16 protein-coding genes are annotated in these 17044 nt (G+C 56.1%); 12 read left to right on the top strand and 4 right to left on the bottom strand.

The genetic code is table 11. The features are described from left to right. Window positions 1–45: 45 nt before the first annotated feature. Entirely contained in the window at window positions 46–669 is a 624-nt protein-coding gene (gene tesA, locus LH86_RS20865; protein WP_039306447.1) for a multifunctional acyl-CoA thioesterase I/protease I/lysophospholipase L1, read from the bottom strand. On the opposite strand from tesA, the gene ybbA reads away from it, so the two are divergent. From ybbA to LH86_RS20850, 3 genes are all read left to right on the top strand, one after another. Continuing rightward, complete coding sequence (ybbA, locus tag LH86_RS20860; protein WP_039305475.1) at window positions 637–1323, top strand: putative ABC transporter ATP-binding protein YbbA; 687 nt, start codon at window positions 637–639, stop codon at window positions 1321–1323. The genes tesA and ybbA overlap by 33 nt on opposite strands. After that, window positions 1320–3734: a putative ABC transporter permease subunit YbbP gene (gene ybbP / locus LH86_RS20855; RefSeq protein WP_039305472.1), complete on the top strand. Its 2415-nt coding sequence runs from the start codon at window positions 1320–1322 to the stop codon at window positions 3732–3734. The genes ybbA and ybbP overlap by 4 nt, the downstream gene beginning before the upstream one ends. Before the next feature lie 220 nt (window positions 3735–3954). Further along, on the top strand, window positions 3955–5106 hold the full coding sequence (locus LH86_RS20850; protein WP_039295931.1) for a porin: 1152 nt from the start codon (window positions 3955–3957) through the stop codon (window positions 5104–5106). A 66-nt stretch (window positions 5107–5172) separates the two neighbouring features. Here LH86_RS20850 and LH86_RS20845 read toward each other — a convergent pair whose 3' ends face one another. Then, window positions 5173–6186: a helix-turn-helix domain-containing protein gene (locus LH86_RS20845; RefSeq protein ID WP_039305469.1), complete on the bottom strand. Its 1014-nt coding sequence runs from the start codon at window positions 6184–6186 to the stop codon at window positions 5173–5175. A gap of 117 nt (window positions 6187–6303) precedes the next feature. On the opposite strand from LH86_RS20845, the gene LH86_RS20840 reads away from it, so the two are divergent. The 7 genes from LH86_RS20840 (at window position 6304) to LH86_RS20810 (ending at window position 13330) form a co-directional block, all read left to right on the top strand. Next, window positions 6304–7782, top strand: coding sequence for an MFS transporter (locus LH86_RS20840; RefSeq protein ID WP_039305466.1), 1479 nt, complete (start codon window positions 6304–6306; stop codon window positions 7780–7782). Between the two features lie 229 nt (window positions 7783–8011). Next, on the top strand, window positions 8012–8848 hold the full coding sequence (locus LH86_RS20835; RefSeq protein WP_039305463.1) for a MetQ/NlpA family ABC transporter substrate-binding protein: 837 nt from the start codon (window positions 8012–8014) through the stop codon (window positions 8846–8848). Window positions 8849–8903: 55 nt separating this feature from the next. After that, a complete protein-coding gene (gene sfbB / locus LH86_RS20830) occupies window positions 8904–9920 on the top strand; it encodes a virulence-associated ABC transporter ATP-binding protein SfbB (RefSeq protein ID WP_039305460.1) in 1017 nt (338 codons plus the stop codon). Further along, on the top strand, window positions 9913–10572 hold the full coding sequence (locus tag LH86_RS20825; RefSeq protein WP_039295917.1) for a methionine ABC transporter permease: 660 nt from the start codon (window positions 9913–9915) through the stop codon (window positions 10570–10572). Before sfbB ends, LH86_RS20825 begins: the two co-directional genes overlap by 8 nt. A 308-nt stretch (window positions 10573–10880) precedes the next feature. Next, window positions 10881–11414, top strand: a complete 534-nt coding sequence (locus LH86_RS20820; RefSeq protein WP_039305457.1) for a hypothetical protein — start codon at window positions 10881–10883, stop codon at window positions 11412–11414. Window positions 11415–11644: 230 nt separating this feature from the next. After that, window positions 11645–12571, top strand: coding sequence for a hypothetical protein (locus tag LH86_RS20815; protein WP_039305454.1), 927 nt, complete (start codon window positions 11645–11647; stop codon window positions 12569–12571). Between the two features lie 207 nt (window positions 12572–12778). Beyond that, window positions 12779–13330 carry a GNAT family N-acetyltransferase gene (locus LH86_RS20810; RefSeq protein WP_071842852.1) on the top strand — a complete coding sequence of 184 codons (552 nt, stop codon included), beginning with the start codon at window positions 12779–12781 and terminating at the stop codon, window positions 13328–13330. A gap of 90 nt (window positions 13331–13420) precedes the next feature. Here the strand turns inward: LH86_RS20810 and LH86_RS20805 are convergent, their stop codons facing one another. Then, window positions 13421–14023 (bottom strand): site-specific integrase, encoded by a 603-nt coding sequence (locus LH86_RS20805; RefSeq protein ID WP_039305448.1) that lies wholly within the window; start codon window positions 14021–14023, stop codon window positions 13421–13423. A 193-nt stretch (window positions 14024–14216) separates the two neighbouring features. Between LH86_RS20805 and LH86_RS22690 the strand changes: the two genes are divergently transcribed. Both LH86_RS22690 and LH86_RS20800 read left to right on the top strand, forming a co-directional pair. Next, window positions 14217–14372, top strand: coding sequence for a hypothetical protein (locus tag LH86_RS22690; protein WP_156107053.1), 156 nt, complete (start codon window positions 14217–14219; stop codon window positions 14370–14372). A gap of 329 nt (window positions 14373–14701) precedes the next feature. Beyond that, on the top strand, window positions 14702–15910 hold the full coding sequence (locus tag LH86_RS20800) for an MFS transporter (RefSeq protein ID WP_039305445.1): 1209 nt from the start codon (window positions 14702–14704) through the stop codon (window positions 15908–15910). Here LH86_RS20800 and mnmH read toward each other — a convergent pair. Beyond that, window positions 15900–16997, bottom strand: a complete 1098-nt coding sequence (gene mnmH / locus LH86_RS20795; protein ID WP_039305442.1) for a tRNA 2-selenouridine(34) synthase MnmH — start codon at window positions 16995–16997, stop codon at window positions 15900–15902. The two genes, LH86_RS20800 and mnmH, sit on opposite strands and share 11 nt — an antisense overlap. Window positions 16998–17044: the final 47 nt, after the last annotated feature.

Genomic DNA, 17044 nt, shown 5'->3' with positions numbered 1-17044 from the left:
CAGTCGTGTTTAACTATCTCGTCATGCCTGACGCGGCAGCGCCGGTTATTTAGAGAGTAACGGAGTCAGCCGCGTCGCCATCCAGTCGGCGATAAACGGCTGAGCATCCCGATTAGGGTGAATGCCGTCATCCTGCATCCATTGCGGTTTCAGATACACCTCCTCCATAAAAAACGGGAGCAAGGGGATATCAAACGCTTTGGCAAGCTGCGGATAAATAGCGCTAAACGCCTCATTATAGCGGCGTCCGTAGTTGGCGGGCAGGCGAATTTGCATCAACAACGGTTGTGCTCCGGCGGCCTTCACGTCGGTGATAACCTGGTTAAGGGTTTTTTCGACCTCTTGAGGCTGGAACCCGCGCAGGCCGTCGTTGCCACCAAGCTCCACTAAAACCCAGCGGGGCTGGTGCTGTTTTAACAGCGCCGGCAGGCGAGCCAGGCCCTGCGCCGCGGTATCACCGCTGATGCTCGCATTCACAACTTTTGTACCCTGCGGCTGCCATTTGGCATCCAGCAGGGCGGGCCAGGCGCTGGTGGCCGCCATACGGTAACCGGCGCTCAGGCTATCGCCTAGAATCAATAACGTGTCCGCCGCAGCGGCGCGGAAAGTCATCAAAGCCAGAAACAGGAAGGGCAAATGCCAGCGGAAAACATTGTTGAAGTTCATCATCTTAGTAAGTCCGTGGGTCAGGGTGAACACGAGCTTTCCATCCTTACCGGAGTTGAGCTGGTTGTCAAACCGGCCGAAACCATCGCCCTGATTGGCGAGTCAGGGTCGGGCAAGTCCACGCTTCTGGCGATTCTGGCCGGGCTTGATGACGGCACGGACGGCGAAGTCCATCTTTGTGAGCAGCCGCTGCACAGCATGGATGAAGAGGCGAGGGCAGAGCTGCGCGCCAAGAACGTCGGCTTTGTGTTTCAGTCCTTTATGCTGGTGCCTACCCTTAATGCTCTGGAAAACGTGGAGCTTCCCTCGCTGCTGCGCGGCGAAAACAGCTCGGCCAGCCGCGCACAGGCCAAAGCGCTGCTGGAACAACTGGGCTTAGGCAAACGCCTCGATCACCTGCCTGCACAACTCTCCGGGGGCGAGCAGCAGCGCGTGGCCCTGGCTCGCGCGTTCAACGGCAAACCGGGTGTGCTTTTTGCCGATGAACCCACCGGTAACCTCGACAGGCAAACTGGCGACCGCATTGCTGACCTGCTGTTTTCCCTCAACCGTGATTTCGCCACCACGCTGATCCTCGTGACTCACGACGAACAGCTGGCGGCACGCTGCGACCGGCGCCTGCGGCTGCGCGAAGGCAAACTGTGGGAGGAAGCATGATAGCCCGCTGGTTCTGGCGCGAGTGGCGCTCTCCCTCGCTGCTGATTGTCTGGCTGGCGCTTAGCCTGGCGGTGGCCTGCGTACTGGCGCTTGGCAGCATCAGCGACAGAATGGAAAAAGGGCTAAGCCAGCAAAGCCGCGAGTATATGGCTGGCGACCGGACGTTGCGCAGCGCCCGCGCCGTTCCGGACGAATGGCTGACTCAGGCGCAAAGTGATGGCTTAAAGGTCGGCAAGCAGCTGAGCTTCGCCACCATGACCTTTGCCGGGGACACGCCGCAGCTGGCCGATGTGAAAGCGGTCGACGGCGTTTACCCGATGTACGGCGAGCTGGAAACCAACCCGCCGGGCCTGAAGCCTGAGCCGGGCACCGCGCTGCTTGCGCCGCGCCTGCTGGCTTTACTCAACCTGAAAGTGGGCGACAACATTGACGTGGGCGATGCCACGCTGCGTATTGTCGGGCAGGTGATTCAGGAGCCGGACGCCGGGTTTAACCCGTTCCAGATTGCGCCGCGCCTGATGATGAACCTGGCCGACGTCGAGAAAACCGGGGCGGTGCAGCCCGGCAGCCGCATTAGCTGGCGCTACAAGTTTGGCGGCAACCCCCAGCAACTGCTGCAGTATGAAAACTACCTGTTGCCGAAGCTGAAGCCGGAGCAGCGCTGGATCGGCATGGAACAGGACGAAGGTGCGCTGGGCAAATCCCTGGAGCGTTCTCAGCAGTTCCTGCTGCTTTCCGCCCTGCTGACATTGCTGCTGGCCGTGGCCGCGATTGCCGTGGCAATGAGCCATTACTGCCGCAGCCGCTATGACCTGGTGGCGATCCTGAAAACGTTGGGGGCGGGCAGGGCGGCGCTGCGGAAGCTGATTATCGGCCAGTGGCTGATGGTGCTGGTGCTCTCGGCCATTGCCGGAGGCGCCGTCGGCTTGCTGTTCGAAGCCGCGCTGATGCAACTATTGAAGCCGGTTCTGCCTGCCGCGCTGCCGCCAGCGAGCCTGTGGCCGTGGGTGTGGGCTATCGGCGCGATGGTCACAATCTCCGTGCTGGTGGGGCTGCGTCCTTATCGATTACTGCTGGCCACTCAGCCATTGCGCGTCCTGCGCCGTGACGCCGTGGCTAACGTCTGGCCGCTGAAAATTTATCTGCCGGTCATCAGCGTGGTGGTGGTGTTGCTGCTGGCGTTGCTAATGGGCGGCAGTTCGCTGCTGTGGGCGGTGCTGGCGGGCACGCTGGTGCTCGCGGCGCTGTGCGGCCTCGTTGGCTGGGGCGTCCTGAAGCTGCTGAAAAAACTGACGCTGAAAAACCTGGCCCTGCGCCTGGCGGTCAACCGCCTGCTGCGCCAGCCGTGGGCGACGCTCAGCCAGCTGGCGGCGTTCTCGCTGTCGTTTATGCTGCTGGCCTTGCTGTTAGTGCTGCGGGGCGATTTGCTGGACAGATGGCAGCAACAGCTGCCGCCGGAAAGCCCGAACTACTTCCTGGTGAACATTGCGCCGGAGCAGGTTCAGCCGGTGAAAACCTTCCTTGCCGACCATCAGGTGATCCCGGAGTCGTTCTATCCCATTGTGCGGGCGCGCATGACGGCGATTAACGGCCAGTCCACCGAGGGCAACCCGGATGAGGCGCTGAACCGCGAGCTGAATCTGACCTGGCAGAGCCAGAAGCCGGATCATAACCCTATCCTGGCGGGAAGCTGGCCGCCGAGGGCCGGGGAAGTGTCGATGGACGACGGCGTGGCGAAACGCCTGAACATTAAACCCGGCGACAGCGTGACCTTTATGGGGGATACCCAGGACTTCACTGCGAAGGTGACCAGCCTGCGCAAAGTGGACTGGGAAAGTCTGCGGCCAAACTTCTACTTTATCTTCCCGCCGGGCGCGCTGGACGGGCAGCCGCAGAGCTGGCTCACCAGCTTCCGCTGGGAGGGGAATAACGGCCTGCTGACCCAGCTTAACCGCGAGTTCCCGACCGTCAGCCTGCTGGATATCGGGGCCATCCTGAAACAAATCGGCCAGGTGCTGGAGCAGGTCAGCCGCGCGCTTGAGGTGATGGTGGTGCTGGTGACTGCCTGTGGCCTGCTGCTGTTGCTGGCTCAGGTGCAGGTCGGTATGCGCCAGCGCCATCAGGAACTGGTGGTTTACCGCACGCTGGGCGCGGGTAAAAAGCTGCTCAGAACCACGCTGTGGTGCGAGTTTGCCGTGCTGGGGCTGGTGTCTGGCCTGGTGGCGGCCATCGGCGCGGAAACGGCGCTGGGCGTACTGCAAACGCGCGTGTTCGACTTCCCGTGGGAGCCGGATTTGCGCCTGTGGATCGTGCTGCCGGTGACCGGGGCGGTATTGCTGTCGCTTTGCGGCGGCTGGCTGGGCGTTCGTTTACTGAAAGGGAAGGCGCTGTTCCGCCAGTTTGTCGTCTGAGGAGGTCGGGCAGGGATGCCCGGCTACCGCTATAAACTTTGTTATATTTCGCTATTTATTGCGTTAGAACATATTTTCTGCATTTATTGATGTTTTTTTAATATCTATTAAGAAAAGACTGATAGATAACCGCACGAATTAATAAAAATCCCTCAGAAATCGGACTTAATAAGCGTTAATATGCCCCCGCTTATAATAAATACGGTTACTAAGGATCCACATGAAAGCAAATTTGCGCGCTTTACCATTACTGATTGGGGCTGGCCTGCTTGCAGGTATGGCATCTTTCGCTGCTAACGCAGAAATCACCGTCCTGAAGCAAGATCCGCAGGCCGGTAACCCGCTCAGCCGCCTCAATTTCACCGTGGGCGGCAGTATTCGTCCACAGTTTAATATGATGTCCGGCGACGGCGATAAAGGCTCTTACAAACGTAATGGCTTTGACGGCGGCACCCGTTTCCGTTTCGCAGCTGATTATTATCTGTTCGATGATATTAGCTGGATCAGCTATTACGAGCTGGGCGTGAATATTCCGGCGGTATTTGAGTGGGACAACCACTATGCAGAAGGCGCGAACAATACCACTCGCCGTATGCTGTACACCGGTCTGAAAAGCAAAACCTGGGGTCAGCTGACCTACGGCCAGCAAAACAGCATCTACTATGATGTGGTTGGCGCGAAAACCGATATCTGGGACTACGACATGATCGGTCAGGCTCCGGGTAACGGCATGAACGGCGACTACGACGGTTCTTACCGTTCCCGCAATATGCTGAAGTACAAAAACACCTTCGGCGATGCGGACGTGTACGCTTCTTACCTGTTTGAAGATCACGATATTCGTGCCACCAACGGCATGCGCTACAAGCGTAAAGGCGGCGGCTCTCTGGGTGTGGATTACCACATCACCAAAGACCTGACCTGGGGTACCGCATGGAACTACACCCGTGCCGATATGCGTAACCCGAACGACGGCGACAGCAAGTCTTACAACCAGAACATCTACGGGACGGCGCTGAGCTGGAAACCGGACAACTGGACGTTCAGCTTCGGCGGCGGCTGGTACCAGAACTTCCTGACCACCAAGCTGAAAGACGTGAACAACTATTTCTCCGGCGACGCGTGGGGCATCGAGTACTTCGCGGGTTACACCATCCCGGTTGGCCAGTACGCGGTGAAATCCGTGCAGCCATACTTCATGGGTGACCGTCTGCAGTACGTGACCGGCCGCAGCTACCAGCGCATCGACAACGGTGTGGGCGTGAGCTTCAAGCTGGATTACGGCTTCCAGGTGGACTACGAGCACGTCTTCACCTCCAGCACCGACAACCTGGGCGACATGAACCTGGTTCGTCTGCGCTACGATTTCTAATCGTGCCTCTGGCGGGTGGCAGCCTTGCTGCCCGCCTCATTCCGCGTTTCCTGCCTTATTTTTTACCTATCCAGAAACAGGTAAGCATGTTCGGGCCTTGAAGGCTTTGCGCCACTGTGTGGGCGTGGTTTTAAAGCGCAGCCTGAAATGATGCCGGAGTGTTTCCGCTGAGCCGAATCCAGACTGCTCTGCCACCTGGTCAATGCTGAGTTTCTCGCTTTCCAGCAGCGCACAAGCCTTTTCCAGCCGGAGGCTGAGCATCCACTCGCCCGGCGTGGTGCCGGTGGCATCTTTGAACCTGCGGATGAAGGTCCGGCGGCTCATGCCCGCTTGCCTGGCTAACTGTTCAATCACCAGGGGCGCATTGAGATGGTGGCGCAGGTCGTCCAGCAACGGCGCCAGACTTTTGGTGCTGCGTTTAGGAACGGGCTGTTGGACCCTTTGTGCCTGGCTGCCTTCCCGTAACGGGGGCGTAATCATGCGCTGTGCAGTCCGGTTCGCGATTTCAATCCCGTAATCACGACGAATAAGATGCAGGCAGAGGTCAACCCCGGCGGCGCCACCTGCGGAGGTGATCAGGTTGCCCTCATCGACGTAGATCATGCTGTGTTCCACCTGCACCGCAGGGAACCTGCTCGCGAGGATCTCGGTGCTGTTCCAGTGGGCGGTGGCTCGCTTGCCGTCCAGTAATCCTGTTTCGCAGAGAATAAAGCTGCCGGCGCAAATCGACACTATGCGGGAACCGTTTTGATGGGCGCGTTGCAAGGCGGCAATCAGCGGCTCCGGGGCCGGTTCAAAAACATTTCGCCAGCCGGGGATGACAATTGTCCCCGCGTCTTCCAGCAGCTCCAGTCCGCCATCCACCACTAAACGCACGCCGCCCTGAGCGTCAAAAACACCCTTTTCTAACGACGCGACGCGCAAGTCATAGAGAGGCTGGCCGAGCACTTCATCCACGCGGCCAAAAGCTTCGACGGCAATCCCGAACTCAAAAGTGCAGAGACACTGATAGGCCAGCACAACCAGCCGTCGATTTTTCGGTCTAAAAGCGCGATCTTGATCTGGAGAGATGCCTGACATAGTCGTCCTGTTTCTAAAAATGGCACGATCTTGACGATATCTGACCTGAGCGTCGATTTCTACTCCACCCCGAATCTTTCATGCTGGCACCTTCTTAACGTTTTGCAGGAAATCAGTATGAAAAATCTCTTAGCGCTGATGGCGGTTTGTTTAGCCGCGTTGATGTCGGGCCTGGAAATATCCAGCGTCCCGGTTATCCTGCCGGTGCTGGAAAAGCAGATGCAGGCGAATTTCCGCGAACTGCAGTGGATCATGAATGCTTACACGCTCTCCTGCACGGCGGTGCTGATGGCCACGGGGACGCTGGCGGATAAATATGGCCGCAAGCGTATTTTTATTATCAGCATTGTTGGGTTTGGCCTGACGTCGATCCTCTGTGGCCTGTCCCGGACGCCCGAATGGCTTATTGTGGGGCGCTTTTTGCAGGGACTGAGTGGCGGGGCGATGTTAACCAGCCTGATTGCTATCCTGTCGGTTCAGTTTCCGGCAGGAAAAGCGCGCAGCCGGGCGTTTTCCGCCTGGGGGATCACCTTTGGTTTTGGACTGGGATTTGGCCCCGTCATCGGCGGTGTGCTGGAGGCGTGGTTTAGCTGGCAATGGGTATTTCTGATCCACGGCGTTATTGCGCTGCTCACCCTGGCCCTGACGCTGAAAAATGTTATCGAGTCGCGTGCAAACACCATAAAGCCGCTGGATGTCGCTGGCCTGATGACGTTGAGCTTGGGAGTGGTGGGGGCGACCTGGCTCATCACCCAGGGCGGGAACATCGGCTGGACCAGCCATGAAGCCCAGTTCATCTTGCTGGGGACGTTTATCAGCCTGGCGCTGTTCGTCCTTATTGAGCTCCGCCACCCGCATCCAATGTTTGATTTCTCCGTCTTTCGAATCAGGCCTTTCTCCGGCGCGCTGATGGGATCTGTGGGGATGAATTTCAGCTTCTGGCCGCTGATGATTTATCTGCCGGTTTATTACCAGATCGGGAAGGGCTACAGCATTATGGAGACCGGCATGGCGCTGCTGGCCTACACCTTGCCCACGCTATTAATGCCGCCGGTCGGTGAAAAGCTCGTGCTGCGCTATGGGGCCGCACGCATCATCCCGCTGGGGCTGCTTGCTATCGGCCTGGGATTTGTGCTGATGAGGCTGGGTGTTATCTATCAAGTCAGTTTGCTGCCCGGCGCAATACTCTCGGGCATGGCGCTGGGGTTAATCAATACTCCGGTTACCAACACTACAACGGGTTCCGTGGGCGCTAACCGCGTGGGCATGGCTTCCGGGATTGATATCAGTTCGCGCTTAATTACGCTTGCCATCAATATTGCGTTAATGGGGAGCCTGCTGGTGGCGGGGATAGCCGAAAGCTTACAGAGTCATATCGACAGCGTGAGCGAAAGGTATGCCCTGGCAGAACAAATAGCCGGCGGGACGAGAGCCGCTCTCAGCAGCGACATGATTATTCAGGCGCTGAATAACGGTTTTTCCGGCGTGCTGGCCTACGGCGCTATACGTGTGGGCTGTTTGTCGCTGGCGAGTTATTTGCTGTTCAATGTCAAAACAAACGTTAAGCGCAAACGCGCGGCATCCTGCGCTGATTAAGCTCATCTCAATGCAAAGCGGGTTTTCCGCTTTGCTTGGTTGTTATTCGCAAAAGCCCTGTTCACGCCCGCCGCGCCTTCTCCCGCGTGCAAGATGAAATATTTTCAATTAACCCTGTTAACGGAATGTGCCATCTTATTCTGTCCAGTTGGATCAACAACTTAGTAAGCGGCCCGTGAAAGAGGCTCGCCTCAGGACACCACACATCATTCTGTAAGGGAGAATACCCATGGGAAATCATTTCGGCTGGCGCGTGGCGACCGGCGCTTTACTTCTGGCCAGCGGCCTGCAGTTTGCTCAGGCCAACAGCGACCCGCACACCATCGTCTTCGGCGTAGCGCCTGGGCCATACGGCGACATGGTCAAACAGGCCATCGCCCCGTCGTTAAAAGAGAAAGGCTATAAAGTCGTGGTGCGCGAGTTCAGCGACTACGTGCAGCCCAACATGGCGCTGGCCAACGGCAGCATCGACGCCAACCTGTTCCAGCACTCGCTGTACTTCGACAAATTCACCGCCGACAAAAACCTCAAGCTGGCGAAACTTATCACCGTGCCAACCGCCGGGATGGGCATTTATTCCCATAAGGTCAAAAGCCTGGACGAGCTGAAGAAGGGCGATATTGTCACCCTGTCTAACGACCCGACCAACCTCGCCCGTGGGCTGCGCTTCCTGCAGTCGATGGAGCTTATCACCATCAAAGAGAACATTGACCCGACCAAAGCCTCCGAGCGCGATATCGCCACCAACCCGAAAGGCCTGGTGTTTAAATCACTGGAAGCCGCACAGCTGCCGCGCACGCTGGACAGCGCCAGTGCCGCGCTGGTCAACGGTAACTTTGCTATTGCGGCCGGGCTAAAACTTTCTTCCGCGCTCAAACAGGAACACCTGGACGAGAACCTCAAAAACATCATTGCGGTGCGTGCCGAAGATGCGGATAAACCGTTCGCCAAAGACATCGTGGAGACCGTGAAGTCCCCGGCCTACGAAAAAGCGATCGACGATCCGCAGAATATTTTCAACGCCTTCCAGAAACCGGACTGGATGGTTGCCGCCGATAAAAAGTAATAGAGCAAAGCGGGCAGGCGGGATGCCTGCCTTTTGTCGCTGATTTGAGGTTGTCATGATTGAGATTGAAAAGGTCTGCGTGGACTTCCCCACGGGACGGAGCCAGACCAGCCGGGCGGTGAACGATGTTTCGCTGCACATTGGCGCGGGGGAGATTTTTGGCATTGTCGGCACCAGCGGAGCCGGGAAAAGTACCTTATTACGTACCCTGAACGCGCTCCAGCGCCCGAGTGAGGGCCGCGTAAAAATCGGTGGGACTGAGGTAACCTCGCTGCAGGGGGCCGAGCTGCGCAAAGCGCGTCAGCGCATCGGCATGATTTTCCAGCACTTCAATTTGATGCACACCCGGACGGTCAGGCAAAACGTGGCGTTCAGCCTCAAAGCCGCAGGCTGGGAACGCAGTAAAATCGGCCCACGCGTGGCCGAAATTCTTGAGCTGGTGGGCCTGGCCGACAAAGCGAACCGCTACCCGGTGCAACTGAGCGGCGGGCAGAAACAGCGCGTGGGCATTGCGCGCGCCATCGCTAACCACCCGGATGTTTTACTCTGTGATGAACCGACTTCCGCGCTGGATCTGGAAACGTCGGCCACCATTCTGGCGTTGCTGAAAAAGATCAACCAGCAACTGGGGATCACCATCGTGCTGATCACCCACGAGATGAACGTGATCAAAACGATTTGCGACCGCGTGGCGGTGATGTCCGGCGGCGAAGTGGTGGAATCCGGCGAGGTGTTCGACATCTTCGCGCATCCGCAGCATGAATTTACCCGCCAACTGGTGTCCCACACGCTGAATCTGACGCTGCCGGTGCGCCTGCTCGACAACATGCGCGGCGCGCTGCTGAAAATCATGTTCGTCGGCGACTCGGCCGAACAGCCGGTGCTCTCCTTCGCGGCGGTGAAATACGGCGTGGCGGTGAACATTCTGCACGGCAAAATTGAGTACATCAGCGACCGCGCGCTGGGCATTCTGGTGGTGGCGATCACTGCGCCGGGCAACCCGGCGGCGGTGGGGGATGCCATCGACCATATTCGGAAACATACGGCCTGTGTGGAGGTGCTGAATGGATGATTTAGTCGCGGACCTGACGATTGCCTTTGGCGAAACCTTCCAGATGCTGGGCATTTCCACGCTGCTGGCGATCATCGGCGGCCTGCCGCTGGGCTTTTTGATCTTCGTCACCGACCGCAATCTGTTCTGGCAGAACCGCTCGCTGAACATCATCAGCTCGGTGCTGGTGAACATCGTACGCTCGGTGCCGTTCGTCATTCTGCTGGTGCTCTTGCTGCCGCTGACGCAGTTCCTGCTCGGCAACACCATCGGGCCGATTGCGGCGTCTGTACCGTTGTCGGTGGCGGCGATTGCGTTTTATGCCCGCCTGGTGGACGGCGCGCTGCGGGAAGTGGACAAAGGTATTATTGAGGCGGCGGAGGCCTTTGGCGCCAGCCCGATGCGCATCATCTGCACCGTGCTGCTGCCGGAAGCCAGTGCCGGGTTGCTGCGCGGGTTAACCATAACCCTGGTCAGCCTGATCGGCTACTCGGCGATGGCGGGGATTGTCGGTGGCGGCGGCGTGGGTGACCTCGCGATCCGCTTCGGCTATTACCGCTACGAAACCCAGGTTATGGTGGTCACGGTTGTGGCGCTGATTGTGCTGGTGCAAATCGTGCAAATGTTTGGCGACTATCTCGCCAAACGCGCGGATAAGCGCGACAGGCATTAACCTTCTTTCTGGCCGGGCGTTTGTTCGGCCAGCATGATTTTTAGCTGCCGGAGAGGCTCATTTCCCGGCGGCTTTCTGCCTGATAAACCTCAAATCTGCAATTCCCCAAAGCGTTTCATCTTTCCTGCGAGCCGCCTCGAAGTTTGCCAATCTGCCTGATTTTTAAGCTATGTCACTGTGCAGCCATCCAGTATGATCGGAGGGATGAGCAAGAGATGAGGCCAAACAAGGCCAGAAAAGAAGCGCCCCCGAAGGGTGGTGGAACACCAGACGGGGGCTGACCACAACCGTTACCAGGAGTAACAGCTATGGCTAACGCTGATAGTAACACACAGGCTCGCCCTGAAATCACCCCACACGACCCGGCATTTGCGGGCGATATCGCAACCCTGTTAGAAAAGCCGCAGGGCGCAGCGATGGATCTCTTCCAGGTGCTCGATATCTGCGAGCAGTACGCCGAGCATTTACTTGAAAACCAGAATCAAACGGAACGCATGGCGCTCTGCGGCCGCCTGCTCGCCGGGCTGGAAGTCCTGAAAAGCGTACTCAAAGCCCCGCTGCCGGACTACCTGATAGAGAAGCTGACGCTAAAAGAGAGCGAAGCCCGCATCTGCTACAACCCGCTAGCCACCGAATCCGAACCGCTCCGCGAATACTGCGTGGCGTTAACCATCGTCCTGCTGAATCAGCAAGAATCCCCGGCGCAAAGGCAGCAGATGACCGGGCTACTGTATGAGCTGATCGTTGTGCTGGCCGAAGATTTAAAAGCGCCAAGGTTTGTTCGCTCACTGGACGATGGTTTGGCGATGATTCAGGGCGGGGTTTTGAATTTGGTTCATTGATTTAAAGTTGGTATTAAATTGCAACTTTCCCCCTAATGGGGGGAGGCTGTTTGTTGGGGAAGGGCGGATTTGAGCGAGAATCGGACGTTGGTACTTTTGCATCCACGAGAGTATTTTTATAAACAGTCGCCATTCATTCATGTTCTCAACTACCTGCGCGCCAATTTGGCGCGCAGGGCTTGGAATATAAACTACAAAAGATACCTAAGACGTGAAGCTAAAGGACAGACATGACAGCATATTCAAACGCTGATGCGGCAAGAGACTTACGCTCGGCATTAGACAAGGCACCCGTTGGCGCAGTGAAAGGAGAATGGTTCTTAATAACCGAACAGGCTGGCGTCTCCTCACTAACTGGAGGCTACATGTCTACAGATGGGAGTCACATTACAGAGGGGAACCACGCCCTTCGAACGGTCCGGGAGGTTGTCGAGAAACTTGAAGCATCACATTTACAGCCTTTTAATAAGGTCATCGTTCGCTGGACAAGATCTAAAATACCGTTAATACGCGGGCGCGTTACGGTTGATACACTGTTCGATAAGACAATCGTGCCACGCGGTCCTCAAGACCCGATTTATGAGGCCGCCTCTATAGCAAGACGAGCCTTTTGGGAAAGGTATGGCAGTGTCTCAGATGACTTTATAGCTGAACGAGATGACACAAACGTACACAACCAGACGAACTGGTTCGGGCCCCATCGTCGAGTGCTCAACATTAAGAGCAAAACGACATTTACGCTGGCCACAGATGGCCTCTCGACGCCCTGGGCCGGCATTGCTGACCCGGAAAATGGCGTAGGCTGCGAACTTTTCATGGAATTAGACGCTTCTACTACCATCCGCCACCCGATGGGTGACTGGGCTTCTCTCTTGATTAGTCTGGGTGATCTCGTTGCAGATGGGTATCAGGTTGCTGACGATGTTGAAAAATATGGCGCCATCCTGTTTTGTACGCTTACAGATGAATATCACCCATTGACCCGAATCATTCTCAGCCTTGATGACCGCAGGATTGATAATTTACCTTTTGGCTCAGTTCCGCTGATCCGTGTCACGTCGATAGCAGAAGCCGAGATTGAACACCTTGACCAATCTGATGAATGGGCATCACGCGCAGCAAAACATGTACTCGCGGAACGGCAGAGAGAAATATAGAAATTACGACGGTGTTATTCACGCTCCTTACGAGGCAGAGTGAGTTCAGTCACCTTCTTAACAGAATGAAGTTTAAGGTCCGCCGTGAGCGAGGAGCGGACATAGCTGTCAATGTATTCGCCAGTTACTCCCACGTAAAAGTGTGCTTAACTCAAAAGGATCCATCTAATAAAGCATATTGATGGCATGATTCGTTAGGAGATAAAGTTGATAATTCAAACAAATCGATTGTACCTTCGGCCTGTAATCTCATCAGATGTAAACGATCTATTCAAAATTTACGGTGATCCCGCTACGAACACGTTTAATCCTGCGGGACCATATCCGGACATTGGTCATGCACAAATGGTTATGAATCGCTGGCTCGACCATTGGCAAGCTCATGGGTTTGGAAACTGGGCAATTTCACTTCTTACTAATCCTGATCAAATTATCGGTTTTGGCGGGCTGGGGATTCGTAATTATGACGATATTGTTATCAATAATCTTGGATATCGCTTATCTACAGAGGCTTGGGGTAAAGGCCTGGCCACAGAATTCTCCCTATACGCGATAAAATTGGGATTTGATAGTATTAAATTAACCGAGATTTCAGCTGTTGTTCGAGAGAATCATGTGGCGTCACAGAAAGTGCTCCAGAAGTCGGGGTTAAAATATGTCAAAGAGATTCATGATGTTAAAGATGCACCTCCAAGCCTTCTTTATTCGATATCAGTGAATGAGTGGTTAAGACACTCAGAAGTGAACGCATCCGTTTAACATTCACTTTCTGATGCATTAGAGGATTTAACATACAGATCTGGACTTGTCCTCTTCTGGCACAGGACTGCTGTTGCAGCCCTAGCAACCTTAGACTTCAATCGATTCAGAAATCTCTAACGCATCATCGACTTCAATGCCCAGATAACGGACTGTGCTTTCCAGTTTCTTATGACCCAACAGAAGTTGGATCACCCGGAGATTCTTGGTTTTCTTGTAGATCAGGTAAGGTTTTGTTCTTCTCATGGAATGTGTGCTGTAAAGCGAATCTTCGAGACCAAGCTTTTCTACCCACCCATGGAAGATTCGGTTGTATTGCCGGGTTGAAATGTGCCGATTAGTTCCGACCCGAGACCGAAACAAGAAGTCTTTACTGTGTAAATTGTCAAGCTTTATCAATGCGGCAACAGCTTCTCTTGTCCCTTTAGTCATCTCAAATTGAACAGGGCTACCGGTTTTCTGTTGCAACACCATTGCTCTGCTTGAAACGGAGCTACCATATGCAACATCAGAAACTTTTAGCTTAACCAGATCACAACCCCGAAGTTTACTGTCCAGGGCCATATTGAACAGGGCTAAATCGCGCGTTTTACCTTCCAGTTCAAGTCGGATTCGGATACCCCAGATATGAGATATCTGAAGTGGTCTTTTTTGGCCAATGATACGGTCTTTGTTCCACGGTGACGTGTTCATACTCAAATCTCCTGCAATAGGGGAGATTTGAGTATGATTCTCCCTCATGAGCAAGGAGCGGAAGTTCGCATTTGTCATATCCGCAGGGATGATGGGCTAACATTTGTGTGTAATAATCAACCGGAAGCAGGTCAGTGTTATATAAGGAAGCTGTCCAAACGCTAAATAAAACCTGATTACTAGTGAGTGATTAATGATGAATGCTTGCGAAGATCGATTTGAAATTTGGGCTGATGCTAAAGGCTTCGACTTACTCAAAATCGAAGGAAAGTATGACGATCCGGCCACTAGCAATGCATGGGAGTGCTGGAAAACAGCATGGGCTGAAAGTAAAAAATGGGATGTGTGATGCTTAGCGTCTAACGGTTCTCGAAATCTAAATTGACCTGCTCAACGTAACTCAATACAACCTGTCTGCAATAAGGTCCGCATTTGGCACTAAGCAGTCATACCCCAGCCCCAAAAGAAAATATCTTCTAGAGAGTATGCCCCAGCAAAAATCCTCAAACCCAAAACTACCCCAAATCCCCCACCCACCACCAGCCCCCAAATCTCACAGTTGCCCTTTCCCCGGGGATTGGCTAGTATCGGGCCAGCTTCTCGCAAGTCGTAAACGTTAACGTTATCCAACGTACATATTCTCCCCGGCATTCGGGGTAATTGTACTTGGGTAATATCATGGCACTGTTTGCATCTCCCCTTGTTTCGTACCGCAAGCCCCACGTTCTGGGCTTTATCCTCTATTTCATCGTCGGCCTGGTCGACGGCGCGATTGTGCCCTTTTTCCCGCTGTGGGCGCAGCAGTCTGCCGCTATCCCGGTGGAGTTTATTGGCCTGTTATTCGGCTGCTATGCCGGGGGCGAGCTACTGGCCGCGCCGTTTATCGGCGGCATTGCCGATCGCGTGGGCAGAAGGCCCGTCTTGATTATTTCGGCGACCGGCGTCGGGGCGGGCTTTATCGCGCTGTTCTTTGCGCACGGGGTTTTTGCTGCCGCCGCTGTGCTGATCGTTATTGGCCTGTTTGAATCCGTGCTGCACCCGACCATCTATACCGTTGTGGCGGACGCCACGCCAGCCTCGGAACATCGCCGCCAGTTCAGCATCATGCGCGTGTGTTCTGGGGCGGGCGCTATAGCCGGGCCGCTGCTGGGCACGGTGCTGGTGCAAAAGGGGTTGGGCTACGTCTTTCTGGCCGGAGGTTCGGTGATGGTGATCGGTGGCCTGATGCTGACGATCTCTCTGGGGGAAACGCGTCCGTTGGCCGCTGGAGTGGACGATGAGGCCGATGATGAAGAGGGGCTCAGCGCGCTGCTGCCAGCGTTCCGGGATCGCCGCCTGGCCGGGCTGCTGATTTGGGTGCTGCTGCTGGGCGTCGCCGGGAGCTGGGTGGAGGCCGTTATGCCGCTGTACGCCAGCAATCAGATGGGGATGAGCGCCGCCAGCATCGGCTATCTGTTCGCGTTCGGCGCAGGGATCAATACGGTCGGCCAGTTGGCCTTAACGAAACTGTTTGCCCGACGTTCTGCCTTGTTTATCACGCTCGGCGCGGGTTTGGCGCTGATCACCGGCTTTGTTTTGCTATTGGCGCATCCACACGTCGTGACGCTGGTGATGGCGGTCTGCCTCTATTCGCTGTCTCAGATGATGACCGGCCCGCTAATCCCGACAGCGGTGAACAAGTTAGCCCCGGCGCGGCTGCGTGCGACCTATATGGCGGCACTTTCGGTGGTGAGCGATCTGCAGGGCTCGGTGGGGCCAGCCACCGGCACGGCACTGTTCGCGCTGGCGTTTACTTTACCGTGGGCGGTGGGCATTCCATTGGTTGGACTGGCGGTGACCGGACTCGGGTTGACGCTCGCCGCCGGGGAAAAATCGACTACTCGTTAACGCTGCGCAGCCAGGCTTCGACCTGCCGGTAATCCCCCCGGAAGACGATCTGGTCGGCCTTCTGGCTGAGCTGATAGCGGTACATCGGGTCGTAATACTCTTTCAGCAGCGGCGACAGCCAGGCCAGATGGCCTTCGCAGGAGCCGGTTTTCCGCTGGGTTAACAAGGCCTCGTCCAGCCTGGCGGTGAACTGCTGGAAGCGTTCCATGCCCAGGCGGCGGCGGATGGCAAACAGGCCGTGGTGCAGATACTCGGCGTAATCGCGCCACGCGGTTTCTTCCTCGCTGACGGATAAAAACGCCTCGCTCATCTGCCGGAAGTATTCGTTTTTGAGCCTCTCCAGCCGCAGCTCGAACGGATCGTCAATGGCCACAATCGGCGAGCGCAGCATCTGTTCTCTGAAGGCTTCGGGAATATGGCGGGAGCCAATCATCCGGCCCTCATCTTCCACAACCAGCGTTTTTGATTCGGTCGGGCTGATTTTGAGCAGGGTGACGGCGAGATTGTTTTCGAAGCTGGCCTGAGAAGGCTGGGCGACAATCGTGCGGCCAAACGACGAGCCGCGGTGGTGCGCAAGGCCTTCAAGGTCAACGCCCGTCGGCAGCGAACGGATCAGAATGGTTTTGCCACAGCCGGTGTTGCCGCTGACGATAACCATCGGCCACTGAGAACGGGTGTCGATTACCTGCATGGCATGCTGGCGCAGGGCTTTGTAGCCGCCGGTGACCAGCGGGTACTCGAGGCCATTTTCCCGCAGCCACTGCTGCACGATGTGGCTGCGCATTCCACCTCTGGCGCAGCATAAATAGCCCTCGGGCTGCTGGCGGCAGCTTTCCAGCCAGCGTTCGACTCGGCTGGCTTTTCGCTCGCCGCTGACCAGCCGGTGCCCCAGTTCGATGGCGGCCTGTTGACCCTGCTGCTTATAGCACGTCCCGACCTGCGCGCGTTCATCGTCCAGCATCAGCGGTAAGTTATGGGCAGCGGGCATCGCTCCCTGAGCGAACTCTACCGGGGCACGAACGTCAATCAGCGGAATGTCGTTGAGCAGCAGGCGGTCGTAGTCCTGCGTATTGGGGCGTTTTTCCATGGCATAACCTTAGTCTGAAGCGGCGAAACGGGGGAATTGTGCGCTTC

The sequence above is a fragment of the Cedecea neteri genome (assembly GCF_000758325.1).
GTDB lineage: Bacteria > Pseudomonadota > Gammaproteobacteria > Enterobacterales > Enterobacteriaceae > Cedecea > Cedecea neteri_B.
The sequence above is the reverse complement of the archived record's forward strand: the minus strand, read 5'-3'. Positions and strand labels throughout refer to the sequence as shown.

Bases quoted from the DNA above. Each gene is read 5' to 3' on its own strand.
- ybbA (WP_039305475.1), top strand. From the start codon at position 637: ATGCCAGCGGAAAACATTGTTGAAGTTCATCATCTTAGTAAGTCCGTG.
- tesA (WP_039306447.1), bottom strand. From the start codon at position 669: ATGATGAACTTCAACAATGTTTTCCGCTGGCATTTGCCCTTCCTGTTT.
- ybbP (WP_039305472.1), top strand. From the start codon at position 1,320: ATGATAGCCCGCTGGTTCTGGCGCGAGTGGCGCTCTCCCTCGCTGCTG.
- LH86_RS20850 (WP_039295931.1), top strand. From the start codon at position 3,955: ATGAAAGCAAATTTGCGCGCTTTACCATTACTGATTGGGGCTGGCCTG.
- LH86_RS20845 (WP_039305469.1), bottom strand. From the start codon at position 6,186: ATGTCAGGCATCTCTCCAGATCAAGATCGCGCTTTTAGACCGAAAAAT.
- LH86_RS20840 (WP_039305466.1), top strand. From the start codon at position 6,304: ATGAAAAATCTCTTAGCGCTGATGGCGGTTTGTTTAGCCGCGTTGATG.
- LH86_RS20835 (WP_039305463.1), top strand. From the start codon at position 8,012: ATGGGAAATCATTTCGGCTGGCGCGTGGCGACCGGCGCTTTACTTCTG.
- sfbB (WP_039305460.1), top strand. From the start codon at position 8,904: ATGATTGAGATTGAAAAGGTCTGCGTGGACTTCCCCACGGGACGGAGC.
- LH86_RS20825 (WP_039295917.1), top strand. From the start codon at position 9,913: ATGGATGATTTAGTCGCGGACCTGACGATTGCCTTTGGCGAAACCTTC.
- LH86_RS20820 (WP_039305457.1), top strand. From the start codon at position 10,881: ATGGCTAACGCTGATAGTAACACACAGGCTCGCCCTGAAATCACCCCA.
- LH86_RS20815 (WP_039305454.1), top strand. From the start codon at position 11,645: ATGACAGCATATTCAAACGCTGATGCGGCAAGAGACTTACGCTCGGCA.
- LH86_RS20805 (WP_039305448.1), bottom strand. From the start codon at position 14,023: ATGAACACGTCACCGTGGAACAAAGACCGTATCATTGGCCAAAAAAGA.
- LH86_RS22690 (WP_156107053.1), top strand. From the start codon at position 14,217: ATGATGAATGCTTGCGAAGATCGATTTGAAATTTGGGCTGATGCTAAA.
- LH86_RS20800 (WP_039305445.1), top strand. From the start codon at position 14,702: ATGGCACTGTTTGCATCTCCCCTTGTTTCGTACCGCAAGCCCCACGTT.
- mnmH (WP_039305442.1), bottom strand. From the start codon at position 16,997: ATGGAAAAACGCCCCAATACGCAGGACTACGACCGCCTGCTGCTCAAC.